Raw genomic sequence first — 19,944 nt, forward strand, 5'->3', positions numbered from 1 at the left:
TTATTATCTACACTTTAAACCGGGAAACCGCCCGGGCAAGTTCCTGAGCTACATGGACGAGTTTTCGTATAGCCTCCAGATTTTCTCTGACTCCGGCCAGGGTCTTTTGAGCGGCTGCATACGCCTCTTCCGCCTCCTGAGCAAACCTTTCCGCGCTACCTCGCTGATCGTCCACCTTCTGAACGATGTCTGAAATCACCGCCGTCTGTTCCTCCACCGCCGCGGCTATGGCCGAGGCAATCTGATCGATTTCCTGAATAATATCGGTGATCTCGTCCGCGGCCCGAATGGCCTCCTCGCTTCCGGACTGCATGGCCCGTACCTTCTGCGTGATTTCCTCGGTGGCCTCCGCGGTCTGCCGGGCCAGTTCCTTCACCTCGTTGGCCACCACGGCAAAACCCTTCCCGGCCTCCCCGGCCCGGGCCGCCTCAATGGTAGCGTTGAGGGCCAAAAACTTGGTCTGCTCGGCTATGTTCGTGATGAGCTGAATCACTCCCTCGATCTCCTGCGAGGCGGCCCCGACTCTGTGCATTATTTCCTGCGCGTTGCGGGCCTTTTCCACCGCCTCCTTGGTGATCATGCTCGCCCGGGTGGTGTTCTGACCGATCTCCTGTATAGCCGCGGAAATCTCGTTTATGGACCGGGATTCCTCTTCTACGCTCTCAAGAATGGTCTTCCCCTCGTTTCTCATCCTGGTGGCACGCTCTCCGGCTGCCTCCGCTTCCCGGGAAGCTCCCTCTAAACGCTCCTTCATCTCTAGGGAAACCTCCTCCACCTCTCGGGATCCAGAAGCTACATCTTTCAAAAGGGGCCGCAGGGTGGAAACCATGTGATCCAGGTGCTTAAGAATCTGTGCCGTCTCGTCCCTACCATCCACGCTGAAACTGCGGGAAAAATCCCCCCGCGCCAGGGCGTCCACAGCATCAATAATCAGACGAATATTCCGGGAAAGCCCGCGAGAAATTACGACGAGAATCAAAATGGTACTGAGTATTAGAATCAAATTCGTTAAAACCGTAACCTTCTTTACCAGTAAAAGGGCTTCCGAAGCCTGAGCCTTGGCTTCGGCCTCCCTTCTGTCCAAAAAATCCCGCCCTAACCGTCTCATAAGACGGAAGAGTTTCTTGGAAAGAGGGTTGGTCTTCTCGTTATAAATTGCCACAATATCCTCGTAATCCGCCTCACGGGCATAAAGCTTCTGCATCTCGGCTACTGAAAGATGGAGCTCACGATCAACTTCCCGAATCTTCTGAATCAGTTCGGCCTCCTCGGAATCCAGGGGCTTATACTCAGCCAGAAACCTCTGAAGAGGACATTTTTTCGGGTCAACCACCACCTTAGGAGCCGCTTCATTGAGCACAGCCACAAGAACATTCACCTTCCAGCGAATATGAGAGGCTATGAACCTTTCCATGTTTTCCCTTACTCTTTGGGCCTGCTCCGCCCTGAAGTAGTCGTGATCAGCCTTCTCCTGGAAATACCAGAGCACACTCAAATTGACCAAACTAATCAGAATTACCGCCAGAAAGCTCAATAAAAGTTTCTGCCACATCTTGAGTGAACGGCTCATTCTCTCCATAAACGACATTTCGTGGTCCCCCGATTTCTGGGATTTAATGGTAAATTAATTTATATAATTAATCCCTTGAGATCAAGGAGTTTCCGCAGGATGATGAAAAAGTTATTTTTCCCTTTGCGGAGCAGAAAAATTCTACTTGAACTGACCCCCGGTGAATTGATTCTGCTTTCGGGCAGGCTTCTTGCGGCCCGCGACGCCACGCACCGACGCCTGCTTAAGCTCCTGGATGCGGGGCGTGAACTTCCGGTGGATCTTCAGGGTCAGGCCATTTACTATGTGGGGCCCAGTCCGGCTCCTCCGGGGCGCGTCATCGGCTCCGCCGGCCCCACCACGGCCTACCGCATGGACCCCTACACTCCGCGCCTCCTGGAACTGGGCCTGGCCGTCACCATCGGGAAAGGCCCCCGCGGGCCGGAGGTGCGCGAGGCCGTCGTGCGCTACAGGGCTGCTTACCTCGCCACCTTCGGAGGAGCCGGGGCCTATCTGTCGGAAAAGATAAAAGCGGTGCGAACGCTCGCCTTCCCCGAACTCGGACCGGAGGCCCTGCTGGAGCTCGAGGTTGAGGACTTTCCCGCCGTAGTGATCAATCCCCCGGGCGGAGGCGATTACTACGAGGAGGTAAGGCGTCGTGCCGGTGGCGAGCTCTGAGGTTCGCCATTACCGGACCTGGTTCCGGCCCGGGGAGGGACTGGTCGCCTTTCGGGTGGTCTATAAAGAGACCGACCTCGCCATCCTGGCCGAAAGGGACCTCTCCCTGGAGGGGCTGCGGCTGGTGCGTGAGATTCGGGCTCCCCTGGAACGATACATAGGGAATCATCCGGAATTCCTCACGGCCCTTAAGCCTCTCCCGGAGGACCCGGAGGCCCCGGAACTGGTGCGCAGAATGATGCTTGCCGCCCGGACCGCCCGGGTGGGGCCCATGGCCGCGGTGGCCGGAGCCATCGCCGAGGCCCTGGGACGCCGCCTCCTTGAGGAGGGACGAACCTCCCAGGTGGTGGTGGAAAACGGCGGAGACATCTTTCTGGCCCTGCGTCGCCCGGCCACCGTGGCTCTCTTCGCCGGAGAATCCCCCCTCTCCGGCCGGGTGGGACTCCGCCTGCCCGCGGAACTCATGCCCTGCGGGGTCTGCACCTCCTCGGGGAAGATCGGGCACAGCCTTTCCCTGGGGCGGGCGGAGGCGGTTTGCGTCATCGCCGGGGACACGGCACTGGCCGACGCCGCGGCCACGGCGCTCGCCAATCTGGTGAAGGGGCGCCGCTCACTCAAGAAGGTGCTGGCCCGGGCGGGGGAAATCCCCGGTCTTATGGGGGTGGTAGCGGTGGTGGAGGACGAAATCGGGGCCTGGGGACCGGCCGTGGAACTGGTACCGCTATGAGGGGACTCTATCAGATCACCCTTCTGGGGGCGGTGGTCAACCTTTTCCTGGCCCTTTTCAAGATCGGAGCCGGGTGGTGGGCCGGAAGCCAGGCCGTTCTCGCCGACGGACTCCACAGCCTCTCCGATCTGGCCACGGACCTCCTCGCTCTTCTGGGGTTGCGTTACGGCAGTGCCCCACCGGACGAGTGTCATCCCTACGGACACCGCCGCATAGAAACCCTCGTTTCCGTGGTCATAGGCCTGCTGCTCGCGGGTACCGGTCTGGGACTGATGGTAAAGGCCCTCCTTTCCCTGAAACACTGCCGGGCCCTTTCGGGCCTTCCCCCGTGGGTGCTCCTCCCCCCGGCCCTGTCCCTGATTTTCAAGGAGGCCCTGTACCGGATCACACTAAGGGTGGGAGAGAGGGCTTCCTCTCCCGCGGTGGTGGCCAACGCCCATCACCACCGCTCCGACGCTCTCAGCTCCATTCCCGCCCTGGTGGGAGCGGGATTGGCCGCCTGGCGCCCGCAACTGGCCTTCTTTGACCCGGTGGGTTCCATGGCGGTCTCCCTCTTCATCCTCAAGTCCGCATGGAACATCGTGAAACCCGGGGTGGTGGAGCTCTGTGACGGCGTGGACATCTCCGAGGCCTGCCGTATCAGGGAAGAGGTGTTGAGGATAAAGGGCGTGCGCGATGCCCACCGGGTGCGCACCCGCAAGCACGCCGGCCACACCCTGGTGGACCTTCACATCCAGGTGGATCCGGAACTTTCCGTGCGGGAGGGGCACGAAATCTCCGAGGAGGTAAAGAAGACCCTCCTTTCCCGGCACCGCCGGGTCATCGATGTGGTGGTGCACCTCGAGCCCTACGAGGAGCCTAGCCCGGAGGCCAGGTCATCTCGCGGCCACCGAGAAGGTGCAGGTGAAGGTGGAAGACGGTCTGCCCGGCCTGAGGGCCGGAGTTGATCACCAGCCGGTATCCCCGCGTGGGATCCTTGGCCGGGGAAAGCTCCAGGTCCTCGGCGATCCTGCGGGCCACCCAGAAGAGATGCCCCACCAGGGCGCGATCCTCCTCGGACATCTCGTGCACCCCGGAGAGGTGCTTCCTGGGAATGATAAGGATGTGAATGGGGGCCACGGGATTGATATCGTGAAAGGCGTAGGCCAGATCGTCCTCGTAGACCTTTCTCGAGGGAATTTCCCCCCTCAGAATCTTACAGAAGATGCACTCCGACATCCCACCCTCCTTTTCGCAGGCTTTAGGTTCTAATTAGCTCATCTTCCCCCTCCCATCAACCCAATTTTTCCAAAAAAATAGGATCGGATCCTATTAGCCGGATTGCTGAAAGGAAGAAGCGGTCTTATTTTAGAGGAAAGGAGGTTCGTAATGCGCGAGGCCCTTCTCTACGATCGTCTGGAAAACGACGAGGTGAAGTGTCACCTGTGTCATCACCGCTGCCGGATTCCCCCGGGAAAGACCGGAATCTGCGGGGTGCGCAAGAACGAAAGGGGCGTGCTTTACACCCTGGTTTACGGGGAAATAATCGCCCGCCATGTGGACCCCATAGAGAAAAAACCCCTCTTTCACTTTCTCCCCGGCACCCTCAGCTACTCCATCGCCACGGTGGGCTGCAACTTCCAGTGCGACTTCTGCCAGAACTTCGAAATCTCTCAGTTCCCCAGGCATTACGGATATGTAACCGGGGAAAAGGTCTCCCCGGAAAGGGTGGTGGAGGAGGCCAGACGCTCCGGCTCCCGATCCATCTCCTACACCTACACCGAACCCACCGTGTACTTCGAGTTCGCTCTGGATTGTGCCCGCCTGGCGGAGGAAGCGGGGCTGAAGAATGTCTTCGTCTCCAACGGCTACATGACCCCCGAGGCCCTGGAGACCATTTATCCCCACCTGCACGCGGCCAACATCGACCTCAAGTCCTTTCGGGAGGAGTTTTACCGGCGACACTGCCGGGCCAGGTTGAAACCGGTTCTGGAAACCCTGCGGCACCTCAAGCGTCAGGGGGTGTGGCTGGAGGTCACCACTCTGATCATCCCGGGGGAAAACGACGATCCGGAGGAATTGCGGGACATTGCCAGTTTCATCAAGGAAGACCTCGGCCCCGAAACCCCCTGGCATGTAACCCGCTTCTATCCCACCTATCGCCTGCTCACGCGCCCCCCCACCCCCATTGAGACCCTGCACACGGCCTACGCCATAGGGCGAAAGGAGGGGTTAAAGTATGTCTATACCGGGAACATACCCGGAGACCGGGGGGAAAACACCTACTGCTGGTCCTGTGAACACCTTCTCATCGAGCGGTACGGTTTCCGGATCCTGAAAAACGAAATCACTGAAGAGGGCACCTGTCCCCGCTGTGGAGCCCGCCAGGATGGCCACTGGGCGTGAGGGAATCGTACTTCTCGATCACGGAAGCGGAGGGCGGGCCACCCATAACCTGATCCGGGAGGTATTCCTTTCCGCTTTCTCCGGCGGGAAAGAACTCCTGGACGCGGCCCTCCTCGGCGAGGTTGCGGGTCCTCTGGCCTTCACCACCGACGGGTTCGTGGTGGATCCCATCTTTTTCCCGGGCGGGGACATCGGGTCTCTTGCCGTCCACGGCACGGTCAACGACCTGGCCATGGCCGGAGCCGAACCCCTGTATCTTTCCTGCGGATTCATCCTGGAGGAGGGGCTTCCCCTTGAGGAACTCCGCCGGGTGGTGACCTCCATGGCCCGGGCCGCGCGGGACCTCGGCATCCCCATCGTTTGCGGAGACACCAAAGTGGTCCCCCGGGGCAAGGGAGACCGGATTTACATCACCACCACCGGTCTGGGCCGAATCCGGCTCTCCCCTCCCCCTCATCCGGAACGCATCCGTCCGGGGGATGTGGTGCTGGTCTCCGGTCCGGTGGGGGAGCACGGACTGGCGGTACTCGCGGCCCGGGAGGGGTTACCCCTCACGGGGCTCAAAAGCGACTCCGCCCCGGTCTGGCCCCTGGTGAAGGTCCTTCTCGAGAAACTGGGGGCCGAACTGCACGCCCTGCGGGATCCCACCCGGGGAGGGCTGGCCACCACCCTCAATGAGCTGGCCGAGGAGGCGGGAGCGTGTTTCCTGGTGGAGGAAGCCGAAATTCCGTTAAGCCCGGCGGTGCGGGGGGGAAGCGAGATTCTGGGTCTAGATCCCCTTTATCTGGCCTGTGAAGGGCGTTTCGTGGCCGTGGTTAGCGAAAGGGCCGCTCCGCAGGCCCTGGAAATACTTAAAAGCTTTCCCGAGGCCCGCGAGGCCCGAATCATCGGACGGGTGGAGGAAAGGAAAGGCCGCCCTCCGGTGATCCTGCGCACCCGGGTGGGAGGGGAACGGGTGCTTCCGGTTCTCACCGGCGAACCCCTTCCTCGAATCTGCTGAGCCGAAACTATTGAAGAGCTCCCTTTTCGGGGGTAAAAACCCTGGAAAAAAAGCGGTGTGAGGAGCGCGATCCATGGAAAGACGCACCCCGGAAGAGGCCCTGGAGTACCTAAAACGCGGCACCGTGGACATCGTGGAAGAGGAGGAATTACTGGCCAAACTCAAACGCTCGGCCGAGACCGGGACTCCCCTCCGGGTAAAGGCCGGTTTCGATCCCACCGCTCCGGATCTCCACCTGGGCCACACCGTGCTCCTGCGCAAGATGCGCCACTTCCAGGATCTCGGCCACGAAGTCTACTTCCTCATCGGGGACTTCACGGCCATGATCGGAGACCCCTCCGGTCGCTCCGAAACCCGCCCCCCGCTCACCAGGGAACAGGTGATCGAGAACGCTAAAACTTACGCCGACCAGGTCTTCAAGATCCTGGATCCGGAAAAGACCAGGGTGGTCTTTAACAGCGAATGGATGAGCAAGATGACCGCCGAGGACTTCATTCGTCTCTGCGCCAGGTACACCGTGGCCCGCATGCTCGAACGGGAGGACTTCAGGAAACGCTTTGAGGCCCATCGCCCCATAGCCATTCACGAACTCATTTATCCCCTCATCCAGGCCTACGACTCCGTGGCCCTCCGGGCGGATGTGGAGCTCGGGGGTACCGATCAGCTTTTCAACCTCCTGGTGGGACGGGAGATCCAGCGGGAGTACGGCCAGGAACCTCAGGTCATCTTGACCGTGCCCATCCTGGAAGGGCTCGACGGGGTGCAGAAGATGTCCAAGAGCCTGGGCAATTATGTGGGAATCACCGAGCCTCCGCAGGAAATGTTCGGAAAACTCATGTCCATTTCCGACGAGCTCATGTGGCGCTATTACGAGCTTCTCACGGACCTTCCCCTTTCGGAAATAGAGGCCCTCAGACGGGCGGTGGCGGAAGGGCGGGAACATCCCAAGGAGGTGAAGAAGCGTCTGGCCATGAACATCGTGGCCCAGTTTCACTCCGAAGCCGCGGCCCGCGAGGCCGCGGAGGAGTTCGAGAGGGTCTTTGCCCGGCGCGAAGTCCCCAGAGACATTCCGGAAGTAAAGGTGGCGCCGGGGAGGATCTGGATTCCCGGCCTCCTCAAAGAAACCGGTCTGGTAAAAAGCACCTCCGAGGGCAAACGACTGGTCTCCCAGGGAGCGGTCAGGCTCGTGGACGGAGAGGCCCTGAGGGAGGAACACTTCGAGTTTGGCCCGGGAGAATACGCCCTCCGGATCGGTAAAAAGCGTTTCCTGCGGGTCCTGGTGTCGGCCTGATCCGAAAATGGTCCGCCGGGGAGAGGTCATCCTGGCCCCGCTTGCGGGCTACACCCATTCCCCCTTTCGCCGGCTCGTGCGCCGACTCGGGGCCGACCGTACCTGGACCGAACTCGTAAGCGCGGACCTGATCCTGCGGAAGGGACCCTCCGATCCTCTTCTCCGTTTCACTCCGGAGGAACGCCCCCTGACCGTACAGCTTTTCGGAAACGACCCCGAGAAGCTCCACCGGGCCGGAAGGCTCGTGGCCTGTGAGCTCCGTCCCGACGGCCTTGACCTCAACCTGGGCTGTCCGGTGAAGAAGGTGGTCTCCCGGGGAGCCGGGGCAGGGCTTCTTCGGGACCCCGTCCGAATGCAGGCCTGCGCCGAGGCCCTGGTTTCGGCCGGGAAGGCTCACGGAATCCCGGTCTCGGCCAAGATCCGGCTGGGCTGGGACGAAGATCGCCTGGAGGACATCGTCGAACGGCTTCTTTCCGCCGGGATTTCCGCCCTGGCCCTTCATCCCCGGCTGGCCAGAGAGGGTTTCTCCGGCCGGGCCCGCTGGGAACGCATCCGGGATCTGGTCCGCCTCGCGGGAAACCGTATTTTCGTGATCGGCAACGGGGACATCCGTAAGTGGACGGACATTGAACGCATGTTTCGCGAAACCGGTTGCGCAGCGGTCATGGTGGGTCGGGCGGCCCTGAAAAACCCCTGGATCTTTAAAGAATTCAGGGAAAAACGGGAGCTCGCGCACGGAATTTCCGAAAGGGCCGCGCTCGCCCTGGAGCTTCTTGACGAGATGGCCCGCTTTTTTCGCCCCGAAACCGCGGCCAAAAAGATTAAGGCCTTTCTGGCGCAGCTCTTCAAAGGGGTCCCCGGAAAGAAGGCCCTCCTTCCGGCGCTCCTCACGGCCCCGGATTACGAGACCCTGGAGAAACGCCTTCGGAGTTTACCGGAGGGCTCGAATCGTGGTAAGCTGGATCCAAGACCATCCGGTGAGGGGGTTATTAAATGAAAGCCCTTCGAGCGCAGAGGATTCTCATGGGGTTGATCCTTCTGGTGGGGCTTCTCCTGATGCACTCGGGACGCCCGTGGGGGGAGTATCTCGTCTGGTTCGTGACCTTCATGAGCGTTCTTTCCGGAATAATTAACTTCTGCCCCTCGGAGTGGTTCTTCCGCAGGATCTTCAGAGAGTAAGAGGATCGGGCGGCCCGTACGGGCCGCCCTCCGCGTCCTAGAAGGGGATCTCGAGCCCGGGTTTCTCGCTCTGAAGGGCCTTGCGCTCCTCGGCCTTCATGTCGTAATACACCCGACCCGTTCCGGCGGGAATGAGCCGTCCGATGATTACATTTTCCTTGAGTCCGCGCAGGTAGTCCACCTTTCCGGCGAGAGCCGCGTCCGTGAGCACCCGGGTGGTCTCCTGGAAGGAGGCCGCCGAGAGCCAGCTCTCCGTGTTGAGCGCGGCCTTGGTGATGCCCAGCACCACCGGCTCGGCCACCGCGGGACGCCCGCCCTCCCTGAGCACCCGCTCGTTCTCCTCCTCGAAGACGGCCCGGTCCACCAGCTCCCCGATCATGAAACGGGTATCACCGGTCTCCTTGATCTTCACCTTCTTCAACATCTGGCGCACGATGACCTCAAAGTGCTTGTCGTTGATGCGCACCCCCTGGAGCCGGTAAACCTCCTGGATCTCCTCCACCAGGAACTTGGCCAGCTCCTTTATCCCCTTCACCCGCAGGATGTCGTGTGGATTGGGGGAACCCTCGATCAGGGGATCACCGGCCCGAATGTAGTCCCCCTCCTGCACCGCGAGGTACTTGCCCTTGGGCACCAGATACTCCTTGGGTTCACCGATCTCGGGCTTTACGATGATCTTCCGCTTTCCTTTAAGCTCCTTGTCGAAGATGACCTCTCCCTCGATCTCGCTGATCACGGCGTAGTCCTTGGGCTTGCGGGCCTCAAAGAGCTCGGCCACCCGGGGGAGACCTCCGGTAATGTCCTTGGTCTTTACCGTCTCCCGCGGAATCTTGGCGATGATGTCGCCGGCCTCCACATAGTCCCCCTCCTGCACCGTGAGAATGGCCCCCACGGGAAGCAGGTACCGGGCCTCACCCTTGCCGGAGGGCAGCTTCTTGGTGCGCCCGCGCTCGTCCTTGATGGAGACGCGGGGACGATAGTCGGTGAGCTTGTACTCCCGCACGATAATGCTCACCCGACCGGTGATGGGATCGGTGCGCTCGTCCACCGTGACCCCGTCGATGATGTCTCCGAACTTCACCTTTCCGGAGACCTCGGTGATGATGGGATTGGTGAAGGGATCCCACTCCACCAGGAGGTCGCCGGGTTTCACCTCCTGATCCTCCTCCACCCGAATCCTGGCCCCGTAAACCACGGGGTAACGCTCCTTTTCCCGACCGTCCGGGGCCACGATGGCGATTTCCCCCTGACGGTTCAGAGCCACCAGGGATCCGTCCCGGGCCCGCACGGTCTTGAGGTTGACGAACTTGACCCGCCCCTGGGTCTGAGCCCGATGTTCGCTCTGTTCCACCGCCCGGCTGGCGGTTCCTCCGATGTGGAAGGTCCGCATGGTAAGCTGGGTTCCGGGCTCACCGATGGATTGCGCCGCAATGATCCCCACCGCCTCGCCTATCTCCACCATCCGTCCGGTGGCCAGATCCCGACCGTAACACTTGGCGCAGACCCCGTAACGGCTCTGACAGGTCAGCACCGACCGGATGGCCACCTTCTCGATTCCGGCCTCGCGCAGCTTCTTCACCGCCTTCTCGTCGATCTCCTCGTTGGCCCGCACCAGGACCTCCCCGGTCACCGGATCCACTATGTCCTCCAGGGCCACCCGACCCAGCACCCGGTCCCACACCGGTTCCATGATCTCTCCGGCCTCGATGAGGTGCCCCACCTCGAGGCCGTCAATGGTGCCGCAGTCCTCCTCCACCACGGTGCAGTCCTGCGCCACATCCACCAGACGACGGGTGAGGTACCCGGCGTTGGCGGTCTTGAGGGCCGTGTCCGCGAGCCCCTTACGGGCCCCGTGGGTGGAAACGAAGTACTCAAGCACCGAAAGCCCTTCCCGGAAGTTGCTCTTGATGGGGGTCTCGATGATTTCCCCGGAGGGCTTGGCCATGAGACCCCGCATCCCGGCTAGCTGCCGGATCTGGTCCACCGAACCCCGGGCCCCGGAATAGGCCATGATGTAAACCGGGTTCATGCTGGGACCCACCACCTTCTTCCCGTCCGGGCCCACATACTCCGCGGTCTCCATCTCCTTGATCATCTCCTGAGTGACCCGATCCGTGGCGGCGGACCAGATGTCCACGGTCTTGTTGTAACGCTCCCCGTCGGTGATGAGTCCGTCACGATACTGCTGCAGGATCTCCTCCACCTTCTTCTCGGCCTCCGCGAGAATCTCGGCCTTCTTTTTGGGGATGACCAGATAGTCCACGCAGATGGAAAGACCCGCTTCCGTGGCCATCTGATACCCCATGTCCTTCATGCGGTCGGCGAAGATGACCGTCTTCTTGGCCCCGGCCCTACGGTAGGAGAGATCGATGAGGCGCTGAAGTTCCTTCTTGCGCAGGGGTTTGTTGTACTCCTCAAAGGGGATCTCCTCCGGAACGATGGTGCGAAAGATGAGCCGCCCGGGGGTGGTCTCCACCAGCTTTCCGTCCATACGAACCTTGATCCTGGCCTGAAGATCCACGGCCCCTTCCTGATAGGCCAGAAGCACCTCCTCCGGATCCCGGAAGACCCATCCTTCCCCCCTGGCGAAGGGCCGATCGAGCGTCATGTAGAAGAGCCCCAGAACCATGTCCTGGGTGGGATAAACCACCGGCACGCCGCTTGCCGGAAGGAGGATGTTGTTGGTGGAAAGCATCAGCACCCGGCACTCGGTCTGGGCCTCCACGGAAAGAGGTACATGCACGGCCATCTGGTCGCCGTCAAAGTCCGCGTTGTAGGCCACGCACACCAGGGGGTGCAGCTGAATGGCCTTGCTGTCTATGAGCACCGGCTCAAAGGCCTGAATCCCGAGCCGGTGAAGCGTGGGGGCCCGGTTGAGCATGATGGGAAATTCCTTGACGATCTCCTCCAGCGCGTCCCAGACCAGGGGATCCTCCTCCTCCACCAGACGCTTGGCCGTCTTGATGGTGGTGGCGTAGCCGTGCTTCTCCAGCCACTGGTAGATAAAGGGCTTGAATAGCTCGATGGCCATCTTCTTGGGCAACCCGCACTGGTGCATCCGAAGCTCCGGACCGGCCACGATCACCGAACGACCGGAAAAGTCCACCCGTTTGCCCAGAAGATTCTGCCGGAACCGGCCCTGCTTTCCCCGGAGCATGTCCGAGAGGCTCTTCAAGGGGCGACGGTTCGGACCGGTCACCGGACGCCCTCGCCGCCCGTTGTCAAAGAGGGTGTCCACCGCCTCCTGGAGCATGCGCATCTCGTTGCGCACGATGACCTCCGGGGCGTCCAGCTCCTTAAGCCGCCTGAGCCGATTGTTCCGGTTGATCACCCGGCGATAGAGGTCGTTTAAGTCCGAGGTGGCAAAACGCCCCCCCTCAAGCGGCACCAGGGGACGAAGCTCCGGGGGAATGACCGGCACCACCTCGAGGATCATCCACTCGGGACGGTTGCCGGAGGTGCGCAGGGCGTCCACCACCTTGAGGCGTTTGCCCAGCTTCTTCCGTCGGGCCTCGCTCGCGGTCTTTTCCATCTCGGCCCGGATCTCCTCGGCCAGACGATCCAGATCCAGACCCCGCAGGATCTCCCGCACCGCCTCCGCCCCCATGCCCACCCGGAACTTCTCCCCGTGTTTCTGCCGGAGGGCGTAAACCTGCTCCTCGGTGAGCACCTTGCCCACCGGGATCTCGGGAACCTCGCTTTCCACCACGATGTACTTCTCGAAGTAAAGGACCGCCTCGAGCTCCTTCAAGGTGAGATCGAGAAGGGATCCGATCTTGCTGGGAACGCTACGCAGAAACCAGATGTGCGCCACCGGAGCGGCCAGCTCGATGTGCCCCATCCGCTCCCGGCGCACCTTGCTCTGTATCACCTCCACCCCGCACTTCTCACAGATCACTCCCCGGTGTTTGGCCCGCTTGTACTTACCGCACAGACACTCGTAGTCCTTCACCGGTCCGAAGATCTTGGCGCAGAAAAGGCCATCGCGCTCGGGCTTGAGGGTCCGGTAGTTGATGGTCTCCGGCTTCTTCACCTCCCCGTGGCTCCACTCCCGGATCTTCTCCGGAGAGGCCAGCCCCAGACGAATGGCCCGAATGTTCATGGGGTCCTTGGGTTTGGCAAAGTAAGAAAAAAGCTCTTCCATACGAATGCACCTCCTGCGAGGCTTTTTATTCCTCCAGCACCTCTACATCCAGGCAGAGGCCCTGGAGTTCCTTGACCAGAACCTTGAAGCTTTCGGGAAGCCCGGGCTCAAGAAAGTTCTCACCCTTCACGATCTTCTCGTACATCCGGGTCCGCCCGGTCACATCGTCGCTCTTGACCGTCAGGAACTCCTGCAGCGCATAAGCCGCCCCGTAGGCCTCCATGGCCCACACCTCCATCTCACCCAGACGCTGCCCTCCGAACTGGGCCTTCCCTCCCAAGGGCTGCTGGGTGATGAGGGAGTAAGGACCGGTGGCCCGGGCGTGAATCTTGTCGTCCACCAGGTGGTGAAGTTTGAGCATGTACATATACCCCACCGTAACCGGCTCCCGAAAGGGCTCCCCGGTCATCCCGTTGTAGAGCACGGTCTGCCCGGTCTCGGAAAGACCGGCCTCCCTGAGCCAGGCCTTGATCTCCGGCTCCCGGGCCCCGTCGAACACCGGCGTGGCCACCGGGATACCGTCGGCAAAGGCCCGGGCCAGGTCCAGGATCTCCTCGTCGGTTTTCCCCTCGGTCAGGCGCCGGTATTCCTCCTCGGAAAAGAGACGCTTCAACATGTCCTTCACCGCCTGCACCTGGTGCTCCTCCGCCAGTCGGGCCAGCTTCCGCCCCAGCTCCTTACAGGCCCAGCCCAGATGGGTCTCCAAGATCTGTCCGATGTTCATTCGGGAGGGCACCCCCAGAGGCGAAAGCACCATGTCCACCGGGGTCCCGTCCGGAAGATAGGGCATGTCCTCTATGGGCACCACCTTGGAGACCACGCCCTTGTTCCCGTGTCGCCCGGCCATCTTGTCCCCGGGCTGAAGCTTCCGCTTCATAGCCACATACACCTTCACCACCTTGAGCACCCCCGGCGGGAGCTCGTCCCCCTTGGTAACCCGCTTGATCCGCTGCTCGAACTCGTGCACTATCTCGGCCTTCTTGGTTTCGAAGTTCCTGAGGATCTCGTCCACCTTTTTCTTGAGCTTCCTGGGCGCGATCTCCCGGAGTTGAGACATGGGCACCTTTTCCAGCACCTCGGGGGTAATCTTCACCCCCCGGCCCACCACCTCGTTTCCGTCCTGGTCAATGTAGGCCGCGGCGGTCTCCTCTCCCACCAGCACCTCTTCCAGGGCCTTGAGGGTGCTGCGACGCAGGATCTCCAGGTAATCGGCCCGATCCTTTTCCAGACGGGCAATCTTCTCCGCCTCCTTGGCCAGTGCCCGCTCGTCCTTCTCCACCCCCCGCCGGGTGAAGACCTTGGTGTCGACCACGATCCCCTCTATACCGGCGGGCACCCGAAGTGAGGTGTCCTTAACATCGCTGGCCTTCTCCCCGAAGATGGCCCGAAGGAGCTTCTCCTCCGGGGTGAGCTGAACCTCTCCCTTGGGCGTCACCTTCCCCACCAGTATGTCTCCGGGCCGCACATAGGCCCCGATCTTCACGATCCCGCTTTCGTCCAGATTGGAAAGCGCCTCCTCGCTCACATTGGGAATGTCGCGGGTGATCTCCTCCCGTCCGAGTTTGGTCTCCCGGGCCACGCACTCGAACTCCTCGATGTGAATGGAGGTGTAAACATCGTCCCGCACCAGACGCTCGGAAATCACGATGGAATCCTCGAAGTTGTAACCCCTCCAGGGCATGAAGGCCACCAGGATGTTCTTGCCCAGGGCCAGTTCCCCTCCGTCGGTGGAGGGGCCGTCGGCCAGCACCTCGCCCTTCCGCACCCTCTGGCCGGGCCGCACCCGGGGTTTCTGATTGAAGGTGGTGTTCTGGTTGGAACGCCGCCACTTCATCAGGTTGTAAATCCTGACCCGCGGAGCCCCGCCGTTTCTCCCCAGATACCGCACCACGATACGGGTGGCGTCCACATCCTCCACCACCCCGTCGTCCTCGGCCAGGATCACCACCCCGGAATCCCGGGCCGCGATCTTCTCCATCCCCGAGCCCACCAGCGGGGCCTCCGTCCGAACCAGGGGCACCGCCTGGCGCTGCATGTTCGACCCCATGAGGGCCCGGTTGGCGTCGTCGTGCTCCAGGAAGGGAATCAGGGACGAGGACACGCTCACCACCTGGGCCGGAACCAGGTCCACCAGATCCACCTCCTCGCGCCGGGCCATGATGAATTCTCCTCCCTTCCGGGCCGGCACCACCTCGTCGAGGATGTTGCCGTCCTTATCGATGTTGATGGTGGCCTGGGCGATGACCATGTCCTTCTCTTCCGCGGCGTTGAGATAGATCACCTGATCCGTCACCCGACCGTTTTTCACCAGCCGGTAAGGGGTCTCCAGGAACCCGTAAGGATTGGTGCGGGCGTAAGTGGCCATGGATACGATGAGTCCGATGTTCGGCCCCTCCGGGGTCTCGATGGGACAGATGCGCCCGTAGTGGGAGGGATGCACATCCCGCACCTCGAAACCGGCCCGCTCCCGGGTAAGCCCCCCGGGGCCCAGGGCCGAAAGCCGGCGCTTGTGCGTGATCATGGAAAGAGGATTGGTCTGATCCATGAACTGGGAAAGCTGCCCCTGGGCGAAAAATTCCCGCAGGGCCGCGGAGACCGGCTTCGGATTGATGAGGTCGTTGGGCATGAGGGCCTCCACATCCTGCAGGGTCATCCTCTCCTTAACCGCCCGCTCCATCCGCACCAGCCCCACCCGGTACTGGTTCTCCGCGAGCTCCCCCACGGCCCGCACCCGGCGATTGCCCAGATGATCGATGTCGTCCCCCTCGCCACCCTCCTCCTTGAGCCGAATGAGCTCCTTCAGGATGGCCAGCACATCCTCCTTGGTAAGCGTGGTCTGGGTGATGGGTATGTCCAGCCCCAGCCGAAGATTGATCTTGTAGCGCCCCACCTCGGAGAGATTGTAGGTGGCCGGATCGAAAAACAGGGACTTGAAGTAGGGTTCGGCCACCTCGAGAGTGGCGGGACTCGAGGGACGCATCTTCCTGTAGATCTCGATCAGGGCCTCCTCCCGGGTCTTGGCCTTGTCCAGCTTCAGGGTATCCCGCAGGGCCCGGGTGTAACGATGGACATCGATGTAAAGACACTCCACCTCCCTGACCCCGGCCTCCCGCAGCCGGGCCAGCTTCTCCTTGGTAATTTCCTCGTTGCACTCCAGGATGACCTCTCCGGTTTCGGGATCCACCACATCCTTGGCCGCCACACGGCCGAGGAACTCCTTCTCGGTAACCGGTACGGTCTTCACCCCGGCCTCGAGCAGGCGCTTCAACGCCGCCTTGGTCACCTTGCGCCCGGCCTTGAGCAACACCTCCCCGGTCTCCGGATGAACGATGTCCACCGAGACCTTCTGCGTGAGAAAGACCTCCGGGTTGATCTCCTTCTCGATCCGGTCGGGATGGATGATGAACCTCTCCCGCGGATAGAAGTAATTGAGGATCTCCTCCTCGGTCATCCCCATGGCCTTGAGAAAGGTGGTGGCGGTGAAGTTCTTGCGCCGATCGATACGGGCCAGCAACCTCCCCCGGTGATCGTACTCGAAGTCCAGCCACGACCCCTTGGCCGGAATGACCCGGGCGGTGTAGACGATCTTGCCGGCGTGGGCCTTGCCCTTGTCGTGATCGAAGATCACCCCCGCCGAACGCTGAAGCTGACTCACCACCACCCGCTCGGTGCCGTTGATGATAAAACGCCCGTCCTCGGTCATGAGGGGCACGGAACCGAAAAAGATCTCCTGTTCCTTGATGTCCCGGATGCTCTGGGCGCCGCTTTCCGGATCCACATCGTAGGTGATGAGCCGCACCCTCAGTTTCATCAGAGCCTCGTAGGTGAGCCCCTTCTCCCAGCACTCCTCCGGGGTCAACTCCGGGGGAAGAATCTCGTAGTCCACGAACTCCAGCTCCGCCGTCCCGGTAAAGTCCTTGATGGGAAAGACCTCCTTCAGTGCGGCAAGGATCCCCTTGTTCTTCCGGGACTGCGGAGGCACATCCTGCTGAAGAAACTCTCTGTAGGATTCCTTCTGCAAACTGATGAGGTAGGGCACCTCCATGGGGGGCCTGACCCTGCCGAAGTTTCTCCTAACCCTGGCCGGAACGATGGTGGGGGTTTCCATAGCCTGGATCGCCTCCTTCCCGATTTTTCAAACACAATAAGGGCTTCCCCCGCACCGGGGGAAAGCCCTCTTTTTATCGTGCTCTTTTGCCCCTAATTTTACTTGATTTCTACCTTGGCGCCAACGGCCTCGAGCTTCTTTTTGATCTCCTCGGCCTCCTCCTTGGATACCCCCTCCTTCACCGGCTTGGGCGCGCTCTCCACCAGTTCCTTGGCCTCCTTGAGACCCAGCCCGGTGATGGCCCGCACCTCCTTAATCACCTGAATCTTCTGGCTGCCGACCTCGGTCAGAATTACATCAAACTCCGTCTTTTCCTCGGCCGGCGCGGCCTCCGCCCCGGGCGCCGCCCCCGGAGCTGCCGCCACCGCCGCCACCGGAGCCGCCGCGCTCACCCCGAACTTTTCCTCGAGCTCCTTGATGAACTCCGAAAGCTCGAGCACACTCATGTTGGCAATAAACTCAATTACCTCTTCCTTGGTTACCGCCATCTTGCCTGCCTCCTTCTGATATTTTTGAGATTACTGGCCTCCCTCGGCCTTCTTTTTCTCCTCAATAGCCCTGAGCACATAGAGGAAGTTCCGCACCACATTGGCCAGAAGCTGCACCAGCCGCGCCGGAGGAGCCTGAAGCAGACCCAGAAGCTGGGCGAGCAGCACCTCGCGCGGCGGAAGCTTGGCGAGGGCCTCGATCCCCTTGGCGTCCACCGGTTTACCCTGAAGAGCCGCCCCACGCAAAACCAGGGCCTCGTGCTCCTCGGAAAACTCCTTGAGGACCTTGGCCAGCGCCACCGGATCCTTATAGGCCAGGGCTATCCCCGTGGGCCCCTCGATGAACTCCTGAATGGGTTCCGCAGGAGTGTCCGCGGAGGCGATACGGAGGAGAGTGTTTTTCACCACCCGGTACTCCCCTCCGGCCTCCCGAATAAGCCTCCTGAGCTCGTTGCTCTCGTTGGCCGTAAGCCCCTTAAAGGAGGTCACGAAGACCGCCTGGGCCTCCTGAAACTTCTCCCGAAGATTCCTGACCAGTTCTTCCTTCTGCGCACGCGTAAGCACCGCCCGCCTCCTTCAAAAACTTTTGGACGAAGGCTTCCCTTCGTCTCCACAGGCCGGCCCCCGGGCCGTTTAAAGCCTGCCGGCTACCTGTGCTCTCCGACTCAGGGTCGCCTCCCGAGGGGAGGGACACCTGAGAATTATTCCACCTGGTAATCCTTCACCAGGTTCCGTACATCCGCCGGGTCCACCTTTATCCCCGGCCCCATGGTCGTGGAGATGGTAACGCTTTTTATGTATTGCCCCTTGGCCGCCGAAGGCTTGGCCCGGAGCAGGGCGTCAAAGAAAGCCGCCAGATTCTCCAGAATCTTCCTCTCCCCGAAGGAAACCCGGCCTACCGGGGCGTGCACCACCCCCGCCCGATCCACCTTGAAGTCCACCTTTCCGGCCTTGATCTCCTTAACCGCCCGGGCCACATCAAAGGTCACCGTGCCCGTCTTGGCACTGGGCATGAGCCCCCGCGGCCCCAGGATCTTACCTATGCGCCCCACCAGAGGCATCATGTCCGGCGTGGCCACGGCCTTGTCGAACTCCAGCCAGCCATCCTGGATCTTCTTGATCAGGTCCTCCGCCCCCACATAGTCCGCCCCCGCGGCCTCGGCCTCCTTGGCCTTGTCCCCCTTGGCAAAAACCACCACCCGGGCCGTCTTCCCCGTGCCGTGAGGAAGCACCACCGAACCCCGCACCATCTGATCCGCGTGGCGGGGATCCACCCCCAGCACCACCGCCACATCCACGCTCTCGTCAAACTTCGCGTAAGCGTTCTCCAGCGCGAGCTTCACCGCCTCTTCAAAAGTGTAACGCCTGGTGCGGTCTATCCTGGAAAGAGCCTCGCGATACTTCTTGCCCCTCTTCGCCATCTTCCCTCACCTCAATCCACGATCTCTATCCCCATACTCTTGGCCGTACCCTCGATCATCCGCATCGCGGCCTCAAGACTCGCCGCGTTGAGGTCCTTCATCTTCATCCTGGCGATCTCCTCCACCTGCTTCCGGGTCACCCGCCCTACGATCTCCTTCTTCGTGGCGTGCGCTCCCTTCTCAATCCCCGCCGCCTTCTTGAGCAACACCGAGGCCGGCGGCGTCTTCAACTCGAAGGTGAAGGAACGGTCCGCATAAACCGTGATCACCGCCGGGATGATCATCCCCTCCTGGCCCTTGGTCTTGGCGTTAAAGGCCTTGCAGAACTCCATGATGTTCACGCCGTACTGACCCAGGGCCGGCCCCACCGGCGGCGCCGGATTGGCCTGTCCGGCCGGAAGCTGAAGCTTTATAACCCCTATGACCTTCTTAGCCATGGCTCACCCCTCTAAATCTTCTGCACCTGCGCAAATTCGATCTCCACCGGCGTCTCCCGCCCGAAAATGCTCACCAGCACCCTAACCTTCCCCTTGTCCGGTTTCACCTCGTCCACCACACCTATGAAATTGGCAAACGGCCCCTCGGTAATCCGCACCCGGTCTCCGGGCATGAACTGATACCTGGGCTTCGGCTTGATCTCCTCAACCGTAATCTGTTCAAGGAGCTTCCGGGCCTCCTCCTCGGAAAGAGGCCGGGGTTTTCCGTCGCCCATAATCCCTACCACACCTTCCACGTTTCGCAAGACCTCGAAAATTCCCTCCGCCTCCTCGGCCAGACGCACCAGGATGTAGCCCGAATAAAACCTCCGGGAAACATGCTTCTCCGGACTGAAAACCACCTCGATGATCTTCTCTGGAGGAACCACCACCTCCTCCAGAACCTCCGCCATACCCGCCCGGGAGAAGGCCTCCCTCAGGGCCTCCCCCACCGCCTTCTCCTTTCCCGACCACACATAAACTACATACCAGGGCATC

At 61.3% G+C, this 19,944-nt stretch carries 17 protein-coding genes; 8 read left to right on the forward strand and 9 right to left on the reverse strand.

The window, feature by feature from the left end; all coding sequences use genetic code 11:
• Positions 1 to 7: 7 nt before the first annotated feature.
• Positions 8 to 1,570 carry a methyl-accepting chemotaxis protein gene (locus K3767_RS08965; RefSeq protein WP_221173248.1) on the reverse strand — a complete coding sequence of 521 codons (1,563 nt, stop codon included), beginning with the start codon at positions 1,568 to 1,570 and terminating at the stop codon, positions 8 to 10.
• A 102-nt stretch (positions 1,571 to 1,672) separates the two neighbouring features.
• Here K3767_RS08965 and K3767_RS08970 point away from each other — a divergent pair, with 102 nt between their 5' ends.
• The 3 genes from K3767_RS08970 to K3767_RS08980 are packed head-to-tail and all read left to right on the forward strand — an operon-like array spanning position 1,673 to position 3,901.
• Positions 1,673 to 2,227 (forward strand): FumA C-terminus/TtdB family hydratase beta subunit, encoded by a 555-nt coding sequence (locus tag K3767_RS08970; RefSeq protein WP_255592375.1) that lies wholly within the window; start codon positions 1,673 to 1,675, stop codon positions 2,225 to 2,227.
• Positions 2,208 to 2,954, forward strand: a complete 747-nt coding sequence (locus tag K3767_RS08975) for a UPF0280 family protein (RefSeq protein ID WP_255592376.1) — start codon at positions 2,208 to 2,210, stop codon at positions 2,952 to 2,954. The genes K3767_RS08970 and K3767_RS08975 overlap by 20 nt, the downstream gene beginning before the upstream one ends.
• Positions 2,951 to 3,901 carry a cation diffusion facilitator family transporter gene (locus K3767_RS08980; RefSeq protein WP_221173250.1) on the forward strand — a complete coding sequence of 317 codons (951 nt, stop codon included), beginning with the start codon at positions 2,951 to 2,953 and terminating at the stop codon, positions 3,899 to 3,901. The genes K3767_RS08975 and K3767_RS08980 overlap by 4 nt, the downstream gene beginning before the upstream one ends.
• On the opposite strand, the gene K3767_RS08985 is transcribed toward K3767_RS08980, so the two are convergent.
• Positions 3,813 to 4,172, reverse strand: a complete 360-nt coding sequence (locus K3767_RS08985; RefSeq protein ID WP_221173251.1) for a histidine triad nucleotide-binding protein — start codon at positions 4,170 to 4,172, stop codon at positions 3,813 to 3,815. The two genes, K3767_RS08980 and K3767_RS08985, sit on opposite strands and share 89 nt — an antisense overlap.
• Positions 4,173 to 4,322: 150 nt before the next feature.
• On the opposite strand from K3767_RS08985, the gene amrS reads away from it, so the two are divergent.
• The 5 genes from amrS to K3767_RS09010 all read left to right on the forward strand — a co-directional run bounded on the left by amrS (position 4,323) and on the right by K3767_RS09010 (position 8,809).
• Positions 4,323 to 5,339, forward strand: a complete 1,017-nt coding sequence (gene amrS / locus K3767_RS08990; RefSeq protein WP_221173252.1) for an AmmeMemoRadiSam system radical SAM enzyme — start codon at positions 4,323 to 4,325, stop codon at positions 5,337 to 5,339.
• Positions 5,323 to 6,339, forward strand: coding sequence for a hydrogenase expression/formation protein HypE (hypE, locus tag K3767_RS08995; RefSeq protein WP_221173253.1), 1,017 nt, complete (start codon positions 5,323 to 5,325; stop codon positions 6,337 to 6,339). Before amrS ends, hypE begins: the two co-directional genes overlap by 17 nt.
• Before the next feature lie 73 nt (positions 6,340 to 6,412).
• Entirely contained in the window at positions 6,413 to 7,630 is a 1,218-nt protein-coding gene (tyrS, locus tag K3767_RS09000) for a tyrosine--tRNA ligase (RefSeq protein WP_221173254.1), read from the forward strand.
• Positions 7,563 to 8,627 carry a tRNA-dihydrouridine synthase gene (locus K3767_RS09005; RefSeq protein WP_221173255.1) on the forward strand — a complete coding sequence of 355 codons (1,065 nt, stop codon included), beginning with the start codon at positions 7,563 to 7,565 and terminating at the stop codon, positions 8,625 to 8,627. The genes tyrS and K3767_RS09005 overlap by 68 nt, the downstream gene beginning before the upstream one ends.
• Complete coding sequence (locus K3767_RS09010; RefSeq protein ID WP_221173256.1) at positions 8,624 to 8,809, forward strand: YgaP-like transmembrane domain; 186 nt, start codon at positions 8,624 to 8,626, stop codon at positions 8,807 to 8,809. Before K3767_RS09005 ends, K3767_RS09010 begins: the two co-directional genes overlap by 4 nt.
• Positions 8,810 to 8,846: 37 nt before the next feature.
• Here the strand turns inward: K3767_RS09010 and rpoC are convergent, their stop codons facing one another.
• From rpoC to nusG, 7 genes are all read right to left on the reverse strand, one after another.
• Entirely contained in the window at positions 8,847 to 12,953 is a 4,107-nt protein-coding gene (gene rpoC, locus K3767_RS09015) for a DNA-directed RNA polymerase subunit beta' (protein ID WP_221173257.1), read from the reverse strand.
• A gap of 25 nt (positions 12,954 to 12,978) precedes the next feature.
• The gene (gene rpoB / locus K3767_RS09020; protein ID WP_221173258.1) at positions 12,979 to 17,061 is read right to left on the reverse strand and encodes a DNA-directed RNA polymerase subunit beta; all 4,083 of its coding nucleotides are present in this window, start codon (positions 17,059 to 17,061) and stop codon (positions 12,979 to 12,981) included.
• A 98-nt stretch (positions 17,062 to 17,159) separates the two neighbouring features.
• The gene (gene rplL, locus K3767_RS09025; RefSeq protein ID WP_221173259.1) at positions 17,160 to 17,549 is read right to left on the reverse strand and encodes a 50S ribosomal protein L7/L12; all 390 of its coding nucleotides are present in this window, start codon (positions 17,547 to 17,549) and stop codon (positions 17,160 to 17,162) included.
• A gap of 30 nt (positions 17,550 to 17,579) precedes the next feature.
• Positions 17,580 to 18,113 carry a 50S ribosomal protein L10 gene (gene rplJ / locus K3767_RS09030; RefSeq protein ID WP_221173260.1) on the reverse strand — a complete coding sequence of 178 codons (534 nt, stop codon included), beginning with the start codon at positions 18,111 to 18,113 and terminating at the stop codon, positions 17,580 to 17,582.
• 137 nt (positions 18,114 to 18,250) lie between these two features.
• Positions 18,251 to 18,970 (reverse strand): 50S ribosomal protein L1, encoded by a 720-nt coding sequence (gene rplA, locus K3767_RS09035; protein ID WP_221173261.1) that lies wholly within the window; start codon positions 18,968 to 18,970, stop codon positions 18,251 to 18,253.
• A gap of 11 nt (positions 18,971 to 18,981) precedes the next feature.
• The gene (gene rplK, locus K3767_RS09040; protein ID WP_221173262.1) at positions 18,982 to 19,407 is read right to left on the reverse strand and encodes a 50S ribosomal protein L11; all 426 of its coding nucleotides are present in this window, start codon (positions 19,405 to 19,407) and stop codon (positions 18,982 to 18,984) included.
• A gap of 11 nt (positions 19,408 to 19,418) precedes the next feature.
• The gene (gene nusG, locus K3767_RS09045; protein WP_255592379.1) at positions 19,419 to 19,943 is read right to left on the reverse strand and encodes a transcription termination/antitermination protein NusG; all 525 of its coding nucleotides are present in this window, start codon (positions 19,941 to 19,943) and stop codon (positions 19,419 to 19,421) included.
• Position 19,944: the final 1 nt, after the last annotated feature.

Origin of the sequence: Thermosulfurimonas sp. F29, from assembly GCF_019688735.1 — a bacterium.
GTDB lineage: Bacteria > Desulfobacterota > Thermodesulfobacteria > Thermodesulfobacteriales > Thermodesulfobacteriaceae > Thermosulfurimonas_A.